Annotated in this window: 13 protein-coding genes; 7 read left to right on the forward strand and 6 right to left on the reverse strand. The window is 62.5% G+C overall.

Annotation, left to right across the window (positions count from 1 at the left end; genetic code table 11):
* Positions 1–74 precede the first annotated feature (74 nt).
* From FQ746_RS22870 to purN, 4 genes are all read right to left on the reverse strand, one after another.
* Positions 75–1,271, reverse strand: a complete 1,197-nt coding sequence (locus FQ746_RS22870) for a fatty acid desaturase (protein ID WP_144111904.1) — start codon at positions 1,269–1,271, stop codon at positions 75–77.
* Between the two features lie 203 nt (positions 1,272–1,474).
* Positions 1,475–2,818, reverse strand: a complete 1,344-nt coding sequence (locus FQ746_RS22875) for a mechanosensitive ion channel family protein (protein ID WP_144111905.1) — start codon at positions 2,816–2,818, stop codon at positions 1,475–1,477.
* Positions 2,819–2,929: 111 nt separating this feature from the next.
* Entirely contained in the window at positions 2,930–4,189 is a 1,260-nt protein-coding gene (locus tag FQ746_RS22880; protein ID WP_144111906.1) for an RsmB/NOP family class I SAM-dependent RNA methyltransferase, read from the reverse strand.
* On the reverse strand, positions 4,186–4,839 hold the full coding sequence (purN, locus tag FQ746_RS22885; RefSeq protein ID WP_144111907.1) for a phosphoribosylglycinamide formyltransferase: 654 nt from the start codon (positions 4,837–4,839) through the stop codon (positions 4,186–4,188). Before purN ends, FQ746_RS22880 begins: the two co-directional genes overlap by 4 nt.
* A gap of 117 nt (positions 4,840–4,956) precedes the next feature.
* On the opposite strand from purN, the gene FQ746_RS22890 reads away from it, so the two are divergent.
* From FQ746_RS22890 to FQ746_RS22920, 7 genes are all read left to right on the forward strand, one after another.
* Complete coding sequence (locus FQ746_RS22890) at positions 4,957–5,937, forward strand: bifunctional riboflavin kinase/FAD synthetase (protein ID WP_144111908.1); 981 nt, start codon at positions 4,957–4,959, stop codon at positions 5,935–5,937.
* 168 nt (positions 5,938–6,105) lie between these two features.
* The gene (gene ileS, locus FQ746_RS22895; protein ID WP_144111909.1) at positions 6,106–8,943 is read left to right on the forward strand and encodes an isoleucine--tRNA ligase; all 2,838 of its coding nucleotides are present in this window, start codon (positions 6,106–6,108) and stop codon (positions 8,941–8,943) included.
* The gene (gene lspA, locus FQ746_RS22900) at positions 8,943–9,452 is read left to right on the forward strand and encodes a signal peptidase II (protein ID WP_144111910.1); all 510 of its coding nucleotides are present in this window, start codon (positions 8,943–8,945) and stop codon (positions 9,450–9,452) included. The genes ileS and lspA overlap by 1 nt, the downstream gene beginning before the upstream one ends.
* 89 nt (positions 9,453–9,541) lie before the next feature.
* A complete protein-coding gene (coaBC, locus tag FQ746_RS22905) occupies positions 9,542–10,756 on the forward strand; it encodes a bifunctional phosphopantothenoylcysteine decarboxylase/phosphopantothenate--cysteine ligase CoaBC (protein ID WP_144111911.1) in 1,215 nt (404 codons plus the stop codon).
* Positions 10,757–10,842: 86 nt separating this feature from the next.
* Positions 10,843–11,862, forward strand: a complete 1,020-nt coding sequence (locus FQ746_RS22910; RefSeq protein ID WP_144111912.1) for an LLM class flavin-dependent oxidoreductase — start codon at positions 10,843–10,845, stop codon at positions 11,860–11,862.
* A gap of 14 nt (positions 11,863–11,876) precedes the next feature.
* A complete protein-coding gene (gene dut, locus FQ746_RS22915; RefSeq protein WP_144111913.1) occupies positions 11,877–12,323 on the forward strand; it encodes a dUTP diphosphatase in 447 nt (148 codons plus the stop codon).
* Between the two features lie 315 nt (positions 12,324–12,638).
* Positions 12,639–15,152, forward strand: a complete 2,514-nt coding sequence (locus FQ746_RS22920; RefSeq protein WP_144111914.1) for a hypothetical protein — start codon at positions 12,639–12,641, stop codon at positions 15,150–15,152.
* A gap of 73 nt (positions 15,153–15,225) precedes the next feature.
* Here the strand turns inward: FQ746_RS22920 and clpA are convergent, their stop codons facing one another.
* Both clpA and clpS read right to left on the reverse strand, forming a co-directional pair.
* Positions 15,226–17,523 (reverse strand): ATP-dependent Clp protease ATP-binding subunit ClpA, encoded by a 2,298-nt coding sequence (gene clpA, locus FQ746_RS22925; protein WP_144111915.1) that lies wholly within the window; start codon positions 17,521–17,523, stop codon positions 15,226–15,228.
* The gene (gene clpS / locus FQ746_RS22930; RefSeq protein ID WP_144111916.1) at positions 17,520–17,834 is read right to left on the reverse strand and encodes an ATP-dependent Clp protease adapter ClpS; all 315 of its coding nucleotides are present in this window, start codon (positions 17,832–17,834) and stop codon (positions 17,520–17,522) included. The genes clpA and clpS overlap by 4 nt, the downstream gene beginning before the upstream one ends.
* Positions 17,835–17,861: the final 27 nt, after the last annotated feature.

Consider the following 17,861-nt stretch of genomic DNA (forward strand, 5'->3'; position numbering starts at 1 on the left):
TCAGCGGCCCAAAAAGCAAAACCCCGCCAAACGCGGGGTTTTGTGACGTAGCGGAATTTTAAAGGATTTCGCGATCAAGCATAACGGCGCAGTCGCAAAGCAAATTCCTGCAGCGCCTTGATTCCGCTTTGCTCTGCACGATGGCACCAGTCCTGCAATTGCACCAGCAGTTGATCGCGCGAAGCGTTCGAGCGTTCCCACATGGAAGCCAGCTCGTTGCGCATGTCGATATACGTCTTCAGTTTCTGGCTGTTCGCGAAGATTTGCGGCAGCTGACGTTTCTGCGGCTCGTCCAGACCGGCTTCTTCCTTATGGAACCAGCTACGCGCACCGCGCATGACCTGATACTTCTCACGCGCCCCGACTTCCTTCAGATGCGCCAGTTCCTGACGGTAAGCGCGCTTGATGGCTTTGCCGTAACGCGCCATGACTTCATAGCGGTTGGCCAGCACGGCCTGCAGCGTGTCCTGATCGAGTACCAGCTTGCCGGTGGTGAGACGCGGCGTGGGCGCAACCTTCTTTACCTTGGCCAGACGGAAAGCCGACATGATGCGGATATACATCCAGCCAATATCGAACTCGTACCACTTGTTAGACAGCTTGGCCGAGGTCGCGTACGTGTGGTGATTGTTGTGTAACTCTTCGCCGCCGATGATGATGCCCCACGGGAAGATGTTGGTGCTGGCATCCGACGAGTTGAAGTTGCGGTAGCCCCAGAAGTGCGCGAGGCCATTGACCACGCCGGCTGCCCAGAACGGAATCCATACCATCTGGATGGCCCAGATGGTCAGGCCGACGACGCCGAACAGCGCGACGTTCAACACCATCATCAGGCTCACGCCGAGAATCGGGTACTTCGTGTAGACATTGCGTTCCATCCAGTCGTTCGGTGTGCCGTGACTGAACTTGCGCATGGTTTCTTCGTTTTTGGCTTCGGAACGGTAGAGTTCCGCGCCTTCGAGCAGCACCTTCCAGATACCGCGCGTTTGCGGGCTATGCGGATCTTCTTCGGTCTCGCACTTGGCGTGGTGCTTACGGTGAATGGCGGCCCACTGGCCGGTCAACATACCCGTCGTCATCCACAACCAGAATCGGAAAAAATGACTTGCAATGGGATGAAGCTCCAGCGCGCGGTGCGCCTGGCAGCGATGCAGATAGACCGTCACGCCGATAATCGTGATGTGCGTCGCGATCGCCGTGTACAGCACAAGCTGCCACCACGAAAAGCGCAGCAGACCGTGGGCAAGGAAGTCGAGCAAGGAATTCAACAAGGCAATTTACCTGTGGAACGAGAGACACGAGGCACGCGCAAAATGCGCGTGTCAAGAAAGTGAAAGCATACAGCGGGATTGGACGTCATTCTACTGGAAGCGTTCCAAGTGTTTGTAACAAATAGGGATTTTTTGTTGAGTATCAACGGGGAGCAAACAAAAAAAGCTCCGTCGGGCTGCGTCAGCCACCGCTCGCAGGCCCGTCAGCGCAGGCTCTCCGGGCGATCGCCGGTCGCCCCGGTCATTGTTACCGCATCGATCGGTCCGCCGACAATCCGCACTTCCCGCTGCGCGAAAGGAATCGAAATACCGTGCTCGGCGAACAACCGCCAGATCTTGCGGTTCACGTTCGACCGAACGCTCGAGGTTCCCGTGGCGGCCTCTTCGATCCAGAACCCCAGCTCCAGGTTCACGCCGTCGGCGCCGAAACTCGCCAGATAGGCAGCGGGCGCCGGTTCCTGTAATACCCGCGGGACGTCCCGTGCTGCTTCGACCAGCAGCGCCATGGCTTGTTCCACGTCGCAGGTGTAGGCCACCTGCACCGCCAGCTTCGCGTAGCCACGCGTCAGATAGGACGACTGGTTCTGCACCACGTCCGTAATCAGTTTTTCGTTCGGAATTAGCGTCTCGATGCCGTCGAGACCTCGCACCACGGTATAGCGGGTGCGGATTTGCGTGACCATGCCCTGCAGGCCGCTCACGTTGATGGTGTCGCCGATCCGCAACGACCGGTCGATCAGGATGATGAAGCCCGACACGTAATTGCTGGCGATCTTCTGCAGACCAAACCCGAGCCCGACGCCCAGCGCCCCGCCGAACACGCCCAGCACGGTAATGTCGATGCCCACCAGCGACAGGCTGATCAGCACCGCCGCCAGCACGAACACCGCGCGCCCGACCCGCGCCACCACGACTTTCAGGTTCGCGTCGAGCGTCGTCGAGCGGATCAGCCGGTCCTCGAACGCCGAGCCGAGCCACATCGCGACGATCATCGTCACGCACACCCACAGCAGGCCCGTGATAAGCGAAAGCAGCGTCATATGCGCGTTGGCGACGCGGAAATGCACGCTGGCCATCCACGCGATCACGTCGTCCTGGATGCCCATCACTGTGAGCACCATGCCGACCCAGACGACCAGCGAGACGATTTTTTCGACGAGAAACAGCCACGGGTGCGTCTCGCCGTCGTGGCTGAACACCCGTCGCGCGAAGAAAAAGACGATGTAGATCAGCCCGATACCGAACAGCGGCACCAGCGCCAGATCCAGCAGCGCGGTGTGCATGAACTGCCCGGCGACGGTTCGCGCGAGCCACACCAGCGCCGCGCCGAGCAGCGGGAAGAACGCGCGATTCAGGCTTTCCGCGCCGAAACGCAGCGTCTGGTATCGGGTTTGCCGGCGCAGATCGAGCCCGCGGCGCAACAGGCGCGCGAGCAGCCACGCGGTGACAAGCGTCCCGAGCAGCATGCCGGTCTGCCAGAGCATGACCGGCTGGCCGAAGTCGCGCGTCAGGTCGCCGAACAGGTGGGAGAAGATACGGTTTTGCATGATGTCGCCGATCGCGCCAGCGGGCCGGATTCACGATTGCAGCCATGGAAAAGTCGAGCATTCCGGCTCGACCCGTGAACCCGCCCTACGCCGCGCTGAAACCCGCTGCGCTCAGCTCTGGCGTTCCAGCACAGCGGCGAAGAAGCCGTCGGTGGCGTGACGGTGCGGCCACAGCGACAGGTAGTCGCCCATTTCCAGCTCGATGCGTTGCTCGGCCAGCACGTCGCGCGCAGGCACCAGCACGAAGTCCGGGTGGTCGGCGAGGAACTGCTGCACGACCGCTTCGTTCTCCGCTTCGAGAATCGAGCAGGTCGCATACACCAGCCGGCCGCCCTTCTTCACGAGCCGCGCCGCGCTCGCCAGAATCGACGCCTGTTTCGGCGCGAGTTCGGCGACCGAGTCCGGCGACTGACGCCACTTCAGATCGGGGTTGCGCCGCAACGTGCCGAGTCCGCTGCAAGGCGCGTCGACCAGCACCCGGTCGATCTTGCCCGCGAGGCGCTTGATTTTCGCGTCGTGTTCGCTGTCGATCAGCACCGGATTGACATTCGACAGACCGCTGCGCGCGAGGCGCGGCTTCAGTTTGGCGAGACGCCGCTCGGAGATGTCGAACGCATACAGACGGCCGGTGGAGCGCATCGCCGCGCCCAGCGCCAGCGTCTTGCCGCCCGCGCCCGCGCAGAAGTCGACGATCATCTCGCCGCGCTTGGGTGCGACCAGCGAACACAGCAACTGGCTGCCCTCGTCCTGCACTTCGACCCAGCCTTGCTGAAACGCGTCGAGCTTGGTGAGCGGCGGTTTGCCGACCACTCGCACGCCAAACGGCGCGAACGGCGTGGCGCCGCCTTCGATACCGGCCTTCGACAACGCGTTCAGCACGTCGTCGCGGCTCGCCTTGATCGGGTTGGCGCGCAGATCGAGCGGCGCCGGGTAATTCAGCGCGGCGGCCAGTTGCGCCAGTTCCGCGGCTTCGAAGCGCTTCGACAGCGCCGTGTAGATCCACTCCGGCAGATTCAGGCGAATCCGCAGCGGCAAGCTTTCCGGGTCGATCTTCGAGACATGTTCGAGCCAGTTCGACTCGGTGTCCGACACGAACGGCTTGAGCGCCGAACGGCCCGCCGTCTGCATCAGACCGAGCAGGGCCATACGCCGCGCCGGGCTGCCCGCGCCGCCTTCGGCCAGGTGCGCAAATTCCATCCGGCGCCGCAACACGGCAAACACCGCTTCGGCGATCACGCCGCGCTCGCCATGCCCCAGCTTCGGGTGCGCGCGGAAGAAACGGCTGGTGGTGGCATCGGCCGGGCCGTTCAGTTTCAGGACTTCGGCCAGCAAAGTCTCGGTTTGTCCAATCAGAAAACCATGCAATCTCATACGCCCTCTCCGGCGGTGTGACCGGCAAAGAGCCATTGCGGCTCCGGCGGCGTTAGCGTGACGCGCAAGCCGTCGAGAGCAACACGCCCTTCGACGAACCAGCGCACCGCGCGTGGATAAATAATGTGTTCGGTTGCCAGCACGCGCTCGGCGAGCGCGGCGGGCGTGTCGCCGTCGACCACCGGCACCGCCGCTTGCGCGACGATCGGCCCGTGGTCGAGCTGCGACGTCACGAAATGCACGGACGCGCCATGCAGCCGCACGCCCGCGTCCAGAGCCTGTTGATGTGTCTTCAATCCAGGGAAACTCGGCAGCAGCGACGGATGCACGTTCAGCATGCGCCCGGCGTATCGGTCGACGAAACCGGCCGTGAGCACCCGCATGAAGCCTGCAAGCGCCACCAGATCGGGCGCAAAACGGTCGATTTCCGTGGCTAGTGCAGCGTCGAAACTATCGCGATCGGGAAACTGGCGGTGGTCGACCACCGCCGTGGCAATACCATGCGACGCCGCGAACGCAAGGCCCGCGGCGTCCGGACGGTTGGCAATCACGGCGGCGACTTGCGCCGGCCACGCTTCGGCCGAACTGGCCCGAACGATAGCTTCCATGTTGCTTCCCCGCCCTGAAATCAGGATGACGATTTTTTTCATCCGCGGATTTTATCATTCGGGAACACCAAAACCGCGTCGCGCCGCCGTCTCCCGCGCCGAGCGTTTATAATCATTCGTTTTGCGGCACCCCGGCCGCCCTACCCCAAAGCCGTTATCGTGAGAGTCTTCCGCGGTCTTCCCAATGCCGAGAGCCGTGCGCCCTGCGCACTGACCATCGGTAACTTCGACGGTGTCCACCGCGGCCATCAGGCTCTGCTCGCCCACGTGCGGGCCGCGGCCGATGCGCGCGGGCTGCCCGTCTGCGTGATGACCTTCGAGCCGCACCCGCGCGAATTCTTCAACCCGGCAGGCGCTCCCCCGCGCATCGCGATGCTGCGCGACAAGCTGGAAGCGCTGCGCACCAACGGTGTCGACCGGGTGGTCGTCGAGCATTTCAACCACACCTTTGCCAGCCAGTCGCCAGCGGCGTTCGTCGAACGGATCATCGTCAACGGACTGCACGCTCGCTGGGTCATGATCGGCGACGACTTCCGCTACGGCGCGAAACGCGCGGGCGACTTTGCTTCGCTGAAAGCCGCCGGTCAGGAATATGGCTTCGAAGTCGAGCAGATGGCGACCGTCGCCGACCCGTCCGGCGCGCGCATCTCGAGTTCGGGCGTGCGCGCGGCGCTGGTCGCCGGCGACCTCGACGCGGCGCGTGCCGCACTCGGCCGGGACTATCTGATCAGCGGTCACGTCGTGCATGGCATGAAGCTCGGCCGCAATCTCGGTTTCCCCACGCTGAACCTGGCCATCGCGCACAAGCGGCCGGCGCTGGCGGGCATTTTCGTCGTGCGAGTGCACGGCGTGGCCGATGAGCCGCTGCCCGGCGTCGCCAGCCTCGGCCTGCGTCCCACGGTCGACGACTCGGGCCGCGTGCTGCTCGAAGTGCATCTGCTCGACTGGCAAGGCGACGCTTATGGCAAACTCGTGCGCGTCGAATTTCTGAAGAAACTGCGCGACGAAGAAAAGTACGTCGACCTGGAAACGCTCACGGCCGCCATTTCGCGCGACGTCGCCAATGCGCGCGAGTGGTTCGCGGCGCTCGGCAGCCGTTCCACCGGTTTCGCCACCTCGGCCACCGACCGAATTAGATAACCGCCGCGGTATCTGCGCGCACGTCGAGTGCCGCAAATACCCTCGCTGCGCGCATCGAAGGGCGTCCGTGGATTTCGCGACATGCCTGCCGGGCGCGCCCAACGCCCTGCGCTTCACCGCGCGACCCGCGCCACGCTGCGCTTATAAAGACATCACCGCGATCCCATCATGAGCAACAAGAAAGCCGATTCGAAACCGCAGTCACGCTACCCGGTCAACCTGCTCGACACCCCGTTCCCCATGCGCGGCGATCTGCCCAAACGCGAGCCGCAATGGGTGAAGGAGTGGCAGGAGCGCAAGGTCTACGAGACCATCCGCGCCGCCAGCAAGGGCCGCAAGAAGTTCATCCTGCACGACGGCCCGCCGTATGCGAACGGCGACATCCACCTCGGCCACGCGGTGAACAAGATCCTGAAGGACATGATCGTCAAGGCGCGCAATCTGGCGGGCTTCGACGCGGTCTACGTACCCGGCTGGGATTGCCACGGCATGCCGATCGAAATCCAGATCGAAAAGCAGTTCGGCAAGTCGCTGCCGGCCGCCGAGGTGATGCAGAAGGCGCGCGCCTACGCGAGCGAGCAGATCGAGAAGCAGAAAGTCGGCTTCCGCCGGCTGGGTGTGCTCGGCGACTGGGACAATCCGTACAAGACCATGAACTTCACCAACGAAGCCGGCGAAATCCGCGCGCTCGCGAAGATCATGGAAAAGGGCTATGTGTTCCGCGGCCTGAAGCCGGTCAACTGGTGTTTCGACTGCGGCTCGGCGTTGGCCGAAGCGGAAGTCGAGTACAAGGACAAGACCGATCCGACCATCGACGTGCTGTTCAGCTTCGCCGAGCCGGAAAAGACCGCGCAGGCGTTCGGCCTCGCCGCGTTGCCGCGCCATGAAGGCGGCATCGTCATCTGGACCACCACGCCCTGGACCATCCCGGCCAACCAGGCGCTGAATCTGCATCCGGAAATCGTCTACGCGCTGGTGGATACGCCGCGCGGCCTGCTGATCCTCGCCGAAGAGCGCGTCGAAGCGTGCCTCGAGCAATACGGACTCGAAGGCACGATCGTCGCGACGACGCCGGGCGCGAAGCTCGTGAACCTGCGCTTCAATCATCCGCTGGCCGCGGCACATCCGGGCTATCAGCGCACCGCGCCAGTGTATCTGGGCGACTACGTGACGACCGAAACAGGTACGGGCGTCGTTCACTCGTCGCCCGCCTACGGCGTGGAAGACTTCGTGTCGTGCAAGGCGCACGGCATGTCCGACTCCGACATCATCAATCCGGTGATGGGCGACGGCCGCTATATCGAGTCGCTCGCGCTGTTCGGCGGCCTGTCCATCTGGGACGCGAACCCGCAGGTCATCGAGGCGCTGCAGAGCGCCGGCTCGCTGATGCGCACCGAGAAGTACACGCACAGCTACATGCACTGCTGGCGCCACAAGACGCCGATCATCTACCGTGCGACCTCCCAATGGTTCGCCGGCATGGACGTGAAGCCGAACGACAGCGAACGCACGCTGCGCGAAACCGCGCTCGAAGGCATCGAGAACACCGCGTTCTATCCGTCGTGGGGCAAGCAGCGCCTGTTCAGCATGATCGCCAACCGGCCGGACTGGACGCTGTCGCGCCAGCGCCAGTGGGGCGTGCCGATGGCGTTCTTCGTGCATAAGGAAACCGGCGCGCTGCATCCGCGCACGCTGGAGTTGCTCGAAGAAGTCGCGCAACGCGTCGAGAAGGCCGGCATCGAAGCGTGGCAATCGCTCGATCCGCGCGAGCTGCTCGGCGACGATGCGAATCTGTACGAGAAGAACCGCGACACGCTGGACGTGTGGTTCGATTCGGGCACCACGCACTGGCACGTGCTGCGCGGCTCGCACAAGGACGAACTGCAATTCCCCGCCGATCTGTATCTGGAAGGCTCGGACCAGCATCGCGGCTGGTTCCACTCGTCGCTGCTGACCGCGTCGATGCTCGACGGACGTCCTCCGTACAATGCGCTGCTCACGCACGGCTTCACCGTCGACGGCGAAGGCCGCAAGATGAGCAAGTCGCTCGGAAACGGGATCGATCCGCATGAAGTGGCGAACCGGCTCGGCGCGGAAATCATCCGCCTGTGGATTGCGTCGACCGATTACTCGGGCGAGCTGGCCATCTCCGAGGAAATCCTGAAGCGCGTGACCGAAGGCTATCGCCGGATTCGCAACACGCTGCGCTTCCTGCTCGCGAACCTGTCGGACTTCGACTTCGCGCAACACGCGCAGCCGGTGGAAAGCTGGCTCGAGATCGACCGCTATGCGGTGGCGCTGTCGGCCAATCTGCAGAGCGACATCCTCGCGCACTACGACAAGTACGAGTTCCACCCGGTGGTCGCCAAGCTGCAGACGTTCTGCTCGGAAGACCTGGGCGGCTTCTATCTGGACGTGCTGAAAGACCGTCTGTACACGACCGCCGCCGACTCCGTCGCGCGCCGTTCGGCGCAGACCGCGCTGTATCACATCGCGCAGGGTCTGCTGCGTCTAATGGCGCCGTTCATGTCGTTCACCGCCGAAGAAGCATGGAAGATCTTCCAGCCGAACAGCGAGACGATTTTCACGGAGACGTATCACGCGTTCCCGCAGGTGCCGCAAGCGGGCGAACTGCTCGACAAATGGACCTTGCTGCGCGCTGCGCGCAGCGACGTAACCAAGGCGCTGGAAGAAGCGCGCGTCGCGAACCTGATCGGTTCGTCGCTGCAGGCCGAAGTGGAAATCCGCGCGGCCGGTGCGCGTTACGACGCGCTCGCCAGCCTCGCCGACGACCTCAAGTTCGTGCTGATCACGTCGGCTGCGACCGTCGTGAAGGTCGACAGCGAAGCCGGGGAAAGTGTCGAAGTGATCGCCTCGAAGTATCTGAAGTGCGAACGCTGCTGGCACTATCAGGCGGACGTCGGCGCGAATGCGGAGCACCCCACGCTGTGCGGCCGCTGCTTTAGCAATCTGTTCGGAAATGGTGAAACGAGGAGCGCGGCATAATGGCAAGAACCATGTCGAAAACGACGTCGGCGAGCGGTTCGCTGGCACCCTGGCTCGGCGTCGCGCTCATCGTCATCCTGTTCGACCAGTTGACGAAAATCGCCGTGCAAAAGGTGTTTGCCTACGGTGTCGCGCACGAGGTCACGTCGTTCTTCAACCTCGTGCTGGTGTACAACCGCGGCGCCGCGTTCAGCTTTCTCGCGATGGCGGGCGGCTGGCAACGCTGGGCCTTTACCGCGCTCGGCGTGGTCGCGGCGCTGGTGATCTGCTACCTGCTCAAGCGTCATGGTGGACAGCGCATGTTCTGCACGGCGCTCGCGCTGATTCTCGGCGGCGCACTCGGCAACGTGATCGACCGGTTGGCCTACGGCCATGTGATCGACTTCCTCGATTTTCATGCGCGTACGTGGCACTGGCCGGCGTTCAATCTGGCCGATAGCGCGATTACCGTAGGCGCGATTCTGCTGGTGCTCGACGAGTTGCGGCGCGTGCGCGGGTCGTCGCGCTAAAGGGGCACTCAGGCTCCCCCGCTTCGAGGCCGGCGTTCGGCGTATCGAGCCGTCGCCGGCCACTTCGCTCTGTCTGTCGGAGGCTTTCATTGGCAACCGCTGAACTCGCAGGAAAACACCTCGTCCTCGGCATGACAGGCGGCATCGCCTGCTACAAGATCGCCGAACTCACGCGTTTGCTCGTCAAGGGCGGCGCAACCGTGCAGGTCGTGATGACCGAAGCGGCTACGCAGTTCATCACCCCCGTCACCATGCAGGCGCTGTCGGGGCGCCCGGTCTACACGAGTCAGTGGGATGGGCGCGTGCCGAACAACATGGCGCACATCGACCTGTCGCGTGAAGCGGACGCCATCGTCATCGCGCCGGCTTCCACCGACTTCCTCGCGAAACTCGCGCACGGCATGGCCGACGATCTGCTGTCGACGCTGTGCGTCGCGCGAGATTGTCCGCTGCTGGTCGTGCCGGCGATGAACCGGCAGATGTGGCAAAACCCCGCGACGCAACGCAACGTCACGCAATTGCGCGGCGACGGCGTGGACGTACTGGGTCCCGATTCGGGTCCACAAGCTTGCGGTGAAACCGGCGATGGACGCATGCTCGAGGCCGCCGCCACGTATGAAGCGATCGCCGCGTTTTTCGCACCTAAACTGCTCGCGGGCCGCCGCGTTCTGCTGACCGCGGGCCCGACCTTCGAACCGCTCGATCCGGTGCGCGGCATCACCAATCGTTCGAGCGGCAAGATGGGCTTCGCGCTGGCGCGCGCGGCGCAGCAGGCCGGCGCCGACGTGCATCTGGTAGCAGGCCCCGTTGCGCTCGACACGCCCTGGGGTGTGATCCGCGAAGACGTGCAAACCGCGCAGCAGATGCACGACGCGGTGATGCGCTCGGTCGCCGATGCCGACATCTTCATCGGTGTCGCCGCGGTCGCCGACTGGCGTGTCGATCACGTGAGCGAGCACAAGATCAAGAAAACGGCCGATCGAGCGTTGCCGAGCTTCAGCTTCGTCGAAAATCCGGACATTCTGGCCTCGGTCGCGAAGCTCGCGCACCCGCCGTTCGCGGTCGGCTTCGCAGCGGAAAGCGGCGACCTCGACGTGCATGCCGAAGAAAAACGGCTGCGCAAGAACGTGCCGCTGCTGATCGGCAATCTCGGGCCGCTGACCTTCGGTCTCGACGACAACGAGATCATTCTGTACGAAGCCGGCGGCGTGACGCGTCTGCCGCGCGCCGACAAGCAAACGCTGGCCCGCGCGCTGATCGCCGAGATTGCGAAACGGCTGCCCGATACCAGTCTGATCCGCTAGCACGTGCGCAGGGTTGCCGGTGTTGTCCGGCAACCTTCGTTTGAATCCACGCTACCGAATCGACACCTCTCTCAAGCGGAACTGTCATGACGCTACTTTCCGTGCTCGATCAAACACCCGTGATCGCCGGACACTCGGTGGCGGACGCTATCGCCGCGACCGTGGAACTTGCACAACTCGCCGACGACCTCGGCTACACGCGCTACTGGTGCGCCGAACATCATGGTTTGCGCGGCGTGTCGAACCCGTGCCCGGAAGTGATGCTCGCGCGACTGGGCAGCGTGACAAAACGGATTCGCCTGGGCTCCGGCGGCGTGATGCTGCCGTACTACAGTCCGTTCAAGGTCGCCGAGCAGTTCATGATGCTCGAAGCGCTGTTTCCGAACCGGATCGATCTGGGCGTCGGGCGCGCGCCGGGCGGCGACATGCGCACGGCGCAGGCCGTGGCCGCCGGCGACTACAACCGTGGCGATATTTTTCCGCAGCAGGTGGCCGAACTGATCGGTCTGATGCACGGCACGTTGCCCGACGATCATCCGGCGAACGGTGTACTGCTACAACCGCAAATCGATACGCGCCCGCAACTGTGGATGCTCGGCTCGAGCGAATTCGGCGGACTGCTCGCCGCGCAACTCGGGATTCGCTTTGCGTTCGCGCATTTCATCAATGCGCACTATGGTCAGCAGGTGGCCGAAGCGTATCGCGACCGCTTCACAGCCGGCGACGAGGCGCAGCAGCCGTATCTCGCAGCCGCGGTCTTCGTGATCTGCGCGGACACCGAACAGGAAGCCATCGATCTCGAGAAAGCCGTCGATTTGCGGCGCGTGCAAATGGCTTACGGCCTGAACGAACCGATTCCGTCGATCGCACAGGGCATCGCGCAGACCTACGGCGAACGCGAGCGACTGGTGATCGACCGCGAGAAGCCGCGCAGCATCATCGGCACGCCGGAAACGGTCACCGCGCGACTGCAAGCGCTGCAGGAACGATTCCAGGCCGACGAGCTGATCGTGCTCACCGTGGCGGGCAGTTATCGTGCGCGTCTGCGCTCCTATGAACTTCTTGCCGACGCGTTTGCCCTGACACGCGCGGCCTCCCCTTCCTAACGCCTTCACACTGCATGAAACTCGACCTGAAGATTCTCGATGCGCGAATGCGCGATCAACTCCCCGCCTACGCCACGACGGGCAGCGCGGGTCTCGACCTGCGCGCCTGCCTCGACGAGCCGTTGACCCTGAAGCCCGGCGAAACGGCACTGGTCCCGACGGGTCTCGCGATTCACGTGCGAGACCCCGGCTACGCCGCGCTGATTCTGCCGCGCTCCGGCCTCGGACATAAGCACGGCATCGTGCTCGGCAATCTGGTAGGACTGATCGACTCCGACTACCAGGGCCAATTAATGATTTCGACGTGGAATCGCGGTGAGACGACCTTCGTACTCAACCCGATGGAGCGGCTCGCGCAACTCGTCATCGTGCCGGTGGTGCAGGCGCAGTTCAATATCGTCGATGACTTCGAAAGCAGTGAACGGGGTGCCGGCGGTTTTGGCAGCACCGGCAAGCACTGACCGCGTTTGCCTTGATCTGAATATCAGGGCGGACCTATCCGATCCGTCCTGATCTGACAATAGTTTCTAATTGTCGCGCGCAATTGAATCTTTCTCAGGCTAATAGTTAGCCATCCGCATCAATTCATTTCCCCCTTTCCGTTCGAATTCGGATTTGTCCGATTTGGCTCGCTGCATCGCGCACCTATAAATGGACTAGCGCAATGCTTACCGACCTCGAATTGCTTTATTTAGTTAGCCATACCTATTAATTGGCGATCGGTACGTTTGCGTCTGATGTCTGGATTGAACTCTCAACCTGAATGGAGTTAGAGCATGCAGATCGAATACGATGCAATCGTTGGACCGGGCGCAAACGAATGGTACGGCACCCTTGTCGTCTCCAACCTTCGCTACGCGGACGGCAGCGGGATTGGGGTCGGTGAATATCTGGCGTTCAACTTTCACTCGCCGGCGGCGGTCGACGCCACCGCTATCGACCCGCAATTCAGTACGTGGGTGATCGGTGACATCACAGCGACTTCCGCGCAGGTCGACGACGGCAATTTCGACGTCACCGTGACGATCGACTTCACCACGCCTTATAGGCTGACCGCCACCGACCAGATCACTATCGACATCAACGGCGATCTCACTACGAATTCCGATACGTGGCTCGACTCGTTCGTGTTTTCCGCGGATGCGCCGCCGACGATTTCCGGCTCGGTCGTCGTCGGCTGCGCGGACGCGCCGGACCCGGCTCTTGCGGGCATCAAGCCGTCGCTGACGCTCGCGCAGGGCGATGTCGTCTCTACCCTAACGCTCGACTACGGCTCGACGTCTTCGGCGAGCCTCGAACAGGGCCACTACACGGTCGCTGGCGATCCGGTCAGTACCAGCGACCAGACGGTCATGGCGGCCCTCGTCATCGAGCCCGACGCGATCGATGTCGAGGTCGGCGACGCCGTTTCGGTACGCGTGAGTTTCGCGCCGGTTCAATACTATGCGGCGCTGGATATCGCGATTGGCTCGCTCACGGGATTGTCGTCGGAGACGCTCGACATCACGGTGACCGATCTTGTCTCCGGTGCCCCGCTCGCCGTGTTTAGCGCCGCGCCCAATAGCGTAACGCCGTTGCGGCAACTGCCTCCATCGGGCCAGGCCCGCATAGCCGTTCAGTCGATCGCGTTGAACGATGTCGGCTACGTGTTCGACGTGCCCGACGTGACGCTGACAAATGCGTTGCAGACGATCAGCATCGACGATTCGATGGTCGAGGCGACCGCAGTGAACACGTCGGGGTACGTCGAGGTCGACATCCAGGTGGTCTCGGCGCAGTCGGTGGATCGGCAAATCGACGTGCGTCTGATTGGCGGCAGCATGAGTTATCTGCAAACCGTCACGGCGAGTTCGCAGCAGACCGCGTTCTCCGCGCTAGTGCAGCCAGGCGAGTACACGGTCGCGGTGAACGACTTCGTAACGGCGGGCGTGGTGTATGCGCTCGGCGCGCCATCGCAACTCAGCGTGTCGGCGCAGGGGAAAACGCAACTCGAGGTCACGGTCGAGCCATCGGCCAACCTCAACGTACGCGGCTTTCCCGCATACCTGTGTTTCGGCGGATGCGCCGATCTCGTCCCCAGTAATCAGGCAGACTTCGTCGCGGCGCGCGCGACCTCCGTCTTCGATTACGCCGGCACCGACGGTGCGGGCGACGCCACGGTCTATCTGACGGACGACCCGCAAACCACCGCGACCATCACGCTCGCCCGCAATGTCGAGGCGCAACTCGGCAATACGCAGCCGGTGCTGCCGGTCATGGTGTCATACACGTGCAATCTGTCGGGCGGCGATACCAGGACGAATCTGGCCAACGCCGACGCTCACGCGCACAGCTTCGCCAATTACATTCTGGCGCTCAACCTCGCGAACGAGTCCATCGACGAACATCATCCGGTGCCGGCCGGCTTTATCGTCAATCCCGACTTTCTCGGCGCATGCCAGCAAGCCGGCTTCGGGCCGACGTATGCGATGCCGGTGCGAGCGCCGCTGCAGCAGGCGCTCGATCACTGGTCGATTGCGGTTCCCATCCCCGCCGACATCACGGAAGATATTGCCGGCTATGTGCTTGCGGTTAACTGGCTGACTCGCACCGTTGCGCCCTCGGTAACGTTCGGCTGGCAGATCAATCTGTGGGGCGTGGGCTACTCGGAGTGGATCTACGAGAACGACATCGATCCGGCTCAGATGGCTCAACAAACGGCGGCCTATGTATCGAGCCTGGGCGTGTATAACGCGCCCTACGCGCCGGACTTCCTGGCTATCGACCGCTACGAGGCGGACGACTTCACACAGCGTGCATATGTGAACGGCTACTGCTACGGTCCACGCGAATGGGATCGATACTTCGATTTCTGCCAGGCCGTAAGCCGCGCGCTCAAATTGCCCGTGATGCCCTGGCAAATTCCCGCGAGCCGTATTCCGACGACGACCGATCCGGTCGCGGCCGACTTCGACTCGCAGCATTGGGGCACTGGCGGCAGTTGTCTGCTCGGCGATCCGGCCATCGGCTCGGATTATCAAAACGTGAATCCCACGATTCTCGCGCTGCAGTTTCCCGCGGCATTCCAGCAATACATGGGCGCCACGGCAGAAGACATGTTCATCCGCTCCGAGCCGTTCGATATATCGAAGCCGATGTACGGCGACTTTCCACTGCGCGGTATTTTCACGGTGCTGCTGGGCGGCGGCGCGACGACCGGCATCGTCTCGGCAATCGGCAACCCTGAGCCGTGGGCGAGAGAAAAGCTCAACGCCTACATGAACGCACCCATCCCGTTCGACGATGAATAAGCGCTGAGGCAAAGAAAAACGGCGTGGTCCCGAAGGAGCCACGCCGTTTTTTCAAGCGCTCAACCGAGGTCGATTACTCGACTTCCACCGCTTCCGGATTCGGATTGCGCGGCGCCGGATGTTCGTCGAAGGTCAACTGGACCTTGTCGTCGGCATCCACGTCGACCGACACACGACCGCCGCTCATCAACTTGCCGAACAGCAACTCGTCGGCCAGTGCACGACGGATCGTGTCCTGGATCAGGCGTTGCATCGGCCGCGCGCCCATCAGCGGGTCGAAACCGTGCTTGGCCAGATGCTTGCGCAACGCGTCGGTGAACAGCGCATCGACCTTCTTCTCATGCAACTGATCTTCCAGTTGCATGAGGAACTTGTCGACCACCCGCATGATGATTTCCTCATCGAGCGAGCGGAAGCTGATGACCGCGTCCAGACGGTTACGGAACTCAGGCGTGAACATGCGCTTGATGTCGACCATTTCGTCGCCGGTTTCCCGACGGTTCGTGAAGCCGATCACCGACTTGCCCATTGCCTCAGCACCCGCATTCGTCGTCATGATGATGATGACATTGCGGAAATCTGCCTTGCGACCATTGTTATCCGTCAACGTGCCGTGGTCCATCACCTGCAGCAGCACGTTGTAGATATCCGGATGCGCCTTTTCGATCTCGTCGAGCAGCAGCACGCAGTGCGGTTTCTTCGTGACGGCTTCGGTCAGCAAACCTCCCTGATCGAAACCGACGTAGCCCGGCGGCGCGCCGATCAAGCGGCTTACCGCATGACGTTCCATGTATTCCGACATATCGAAGCGGATCAGCTCGATCCCCAGCGTGAACGCCAGTTGCTTCGCCACTTCCGTCTTGCCGACGCCCGTGGGACCGGAGAACAGGAACGCACCGATCGGCTTGTCCAGCTTGCCGAGGCCAGCACGCGCCATCTTGATGGCGGCCGACAGCGCGTCGATGGCCGGGTCTTGCCCGAACACCACGCTCTTCAGATCGCGATCCAGGGTCTGCAGCTTGCTGCGATCGTCTTGCGACACGCTTTGCGGCGGGACGCGAGCGATCTTCGAGATGATTTCCTCGATCTCGTTCTTGCCGATGGTCTTCTTTTGCTTCGACTTCGGCAAGATGCGTTGCGCGGCACCCGCTTCGTCGATCACGTCGATGGCCTTGTCCGGCAGATGACGATCCGTGATGAAGCGCGCCGACAATTCCGCCGCCGCCGACAGCGCACCCGACGAATACTTCACGCCGTGATGCTCCTCGAACCGCGACTTCAGACCACGCAAAATCGCCACCGTCTGTTCGACGGTCGGCTCGGTCACATCGACCTTCTGGAAACGACGCGACAGTGCTGCATCTTTTTCGAAGATGCCACGGTATTCCGTGAACGTCGTCGCGCCGATGCACTTGAGGGTGCCCGACGACAGCGCCGGCTTCAGCAGATTCGATGCGTCGAGCGTGCCGCCCGATGCTGCGCCCGCGCCAATCAACGTGTGAATCTCGTCGATAAACAGAATTGCGTGCGGGCGTTCCTTCAATTCCTTCAACACGGTCTTCAGACGTTGCTCGAAGTCACCGCGATACTTGGTGCCGGCGAGCAGTGCGCCCATGTCGAGCGAATACACCTGCGCATCCGCCAGAATGTCCGGCACTTCGCCGCGCGTAATTCGCCACGCCAGACCTTCCGCGATGGCGGTTTTACCGACGCCCGCCTCGCCAACCAGTAGCGGGTTGTTCTTACGGCGACGGCACAGGACCTGAACCACACGCTCGACTTCCGACTCGCGCCCGATCAGCGGATCGATGCGACCGTCTTTGGCCATCTGGTTCAGATTGGCGGTGAATTGCGCGAGCGGCGTTTCTTTCTGCGCGGCGGCTTCGTCCGACTCGGCACTCGCGTCGCTCGCTTTCGCGGCATCCGTGCTGCTGGTCTTCGCGATACCGTGCGAGATGAAATTGACCACGTCCAGACGCGTCACGCCCTGCTGTTGCAGGTAATACACCGCGTGCGAATCCTTTTCGCCGAAGATCGCAACCAGCACGTTCGCGCCAGTCACTTCCTTCTTGCCATTCGAGGTCGACTGCACATGCATGATGGCGCGCTGGATCACACGCTGAAAACCCAGCGTAGGCTGCGTGTCGACGTCGTCCGTGCCAGGCACGGTAGGCGTGTTGTCATGAATGAAGTTGCGCAGGTTCTGCCGCAGATCCTCGATATTGGCCGCGCATGCTCGCAACACCTCAGCGGCCGTTGGGTTGTCCAACAGCGCCAACAAGAGATGCTCGACCGTGATGAACTCGTGCCGCGCCTGGCGTGCTTCCATGAACGCCATGTGCAGGCTGACTTCCAGTTCCTGGGCAATCATGCTTCCTCCATCACACACTGCAGCGGATGCCCGGCCTGCCGTGCGTGGGTAACGACTTGCTCGACTTTGGTCGACGCGATGTCCCGCGTATAGACCCCACAAACTCCCCTGCCTTCGCGATGCACCTTCAACATAACCTGCGTTGCGGTTTCTCGATCTTTATTGAAGTATTCCTGCACGACCATCACCACGAATTCCATTGGTGTGAAGTCGTCGTTCAGCAGCACCACCTTGTACATGGCTGGCGGCTTGAGCTTCTTCTCCTGCCGCTCCAGTACGGTGCTGTCCTGCTTGTCCGGGATAATCGCCATACACCCATTCTAAACAACTAGGACAGG

It is taken from the genome of Paraburkholderia sp. BCC1886, assembly GCF_900996245.1.
Classification (GTDB): Bacteria; Pseudomonadota; Gammaproteobacteria; order Burkholderiales; family Burkholderiaceae; genus Paraburkholderia.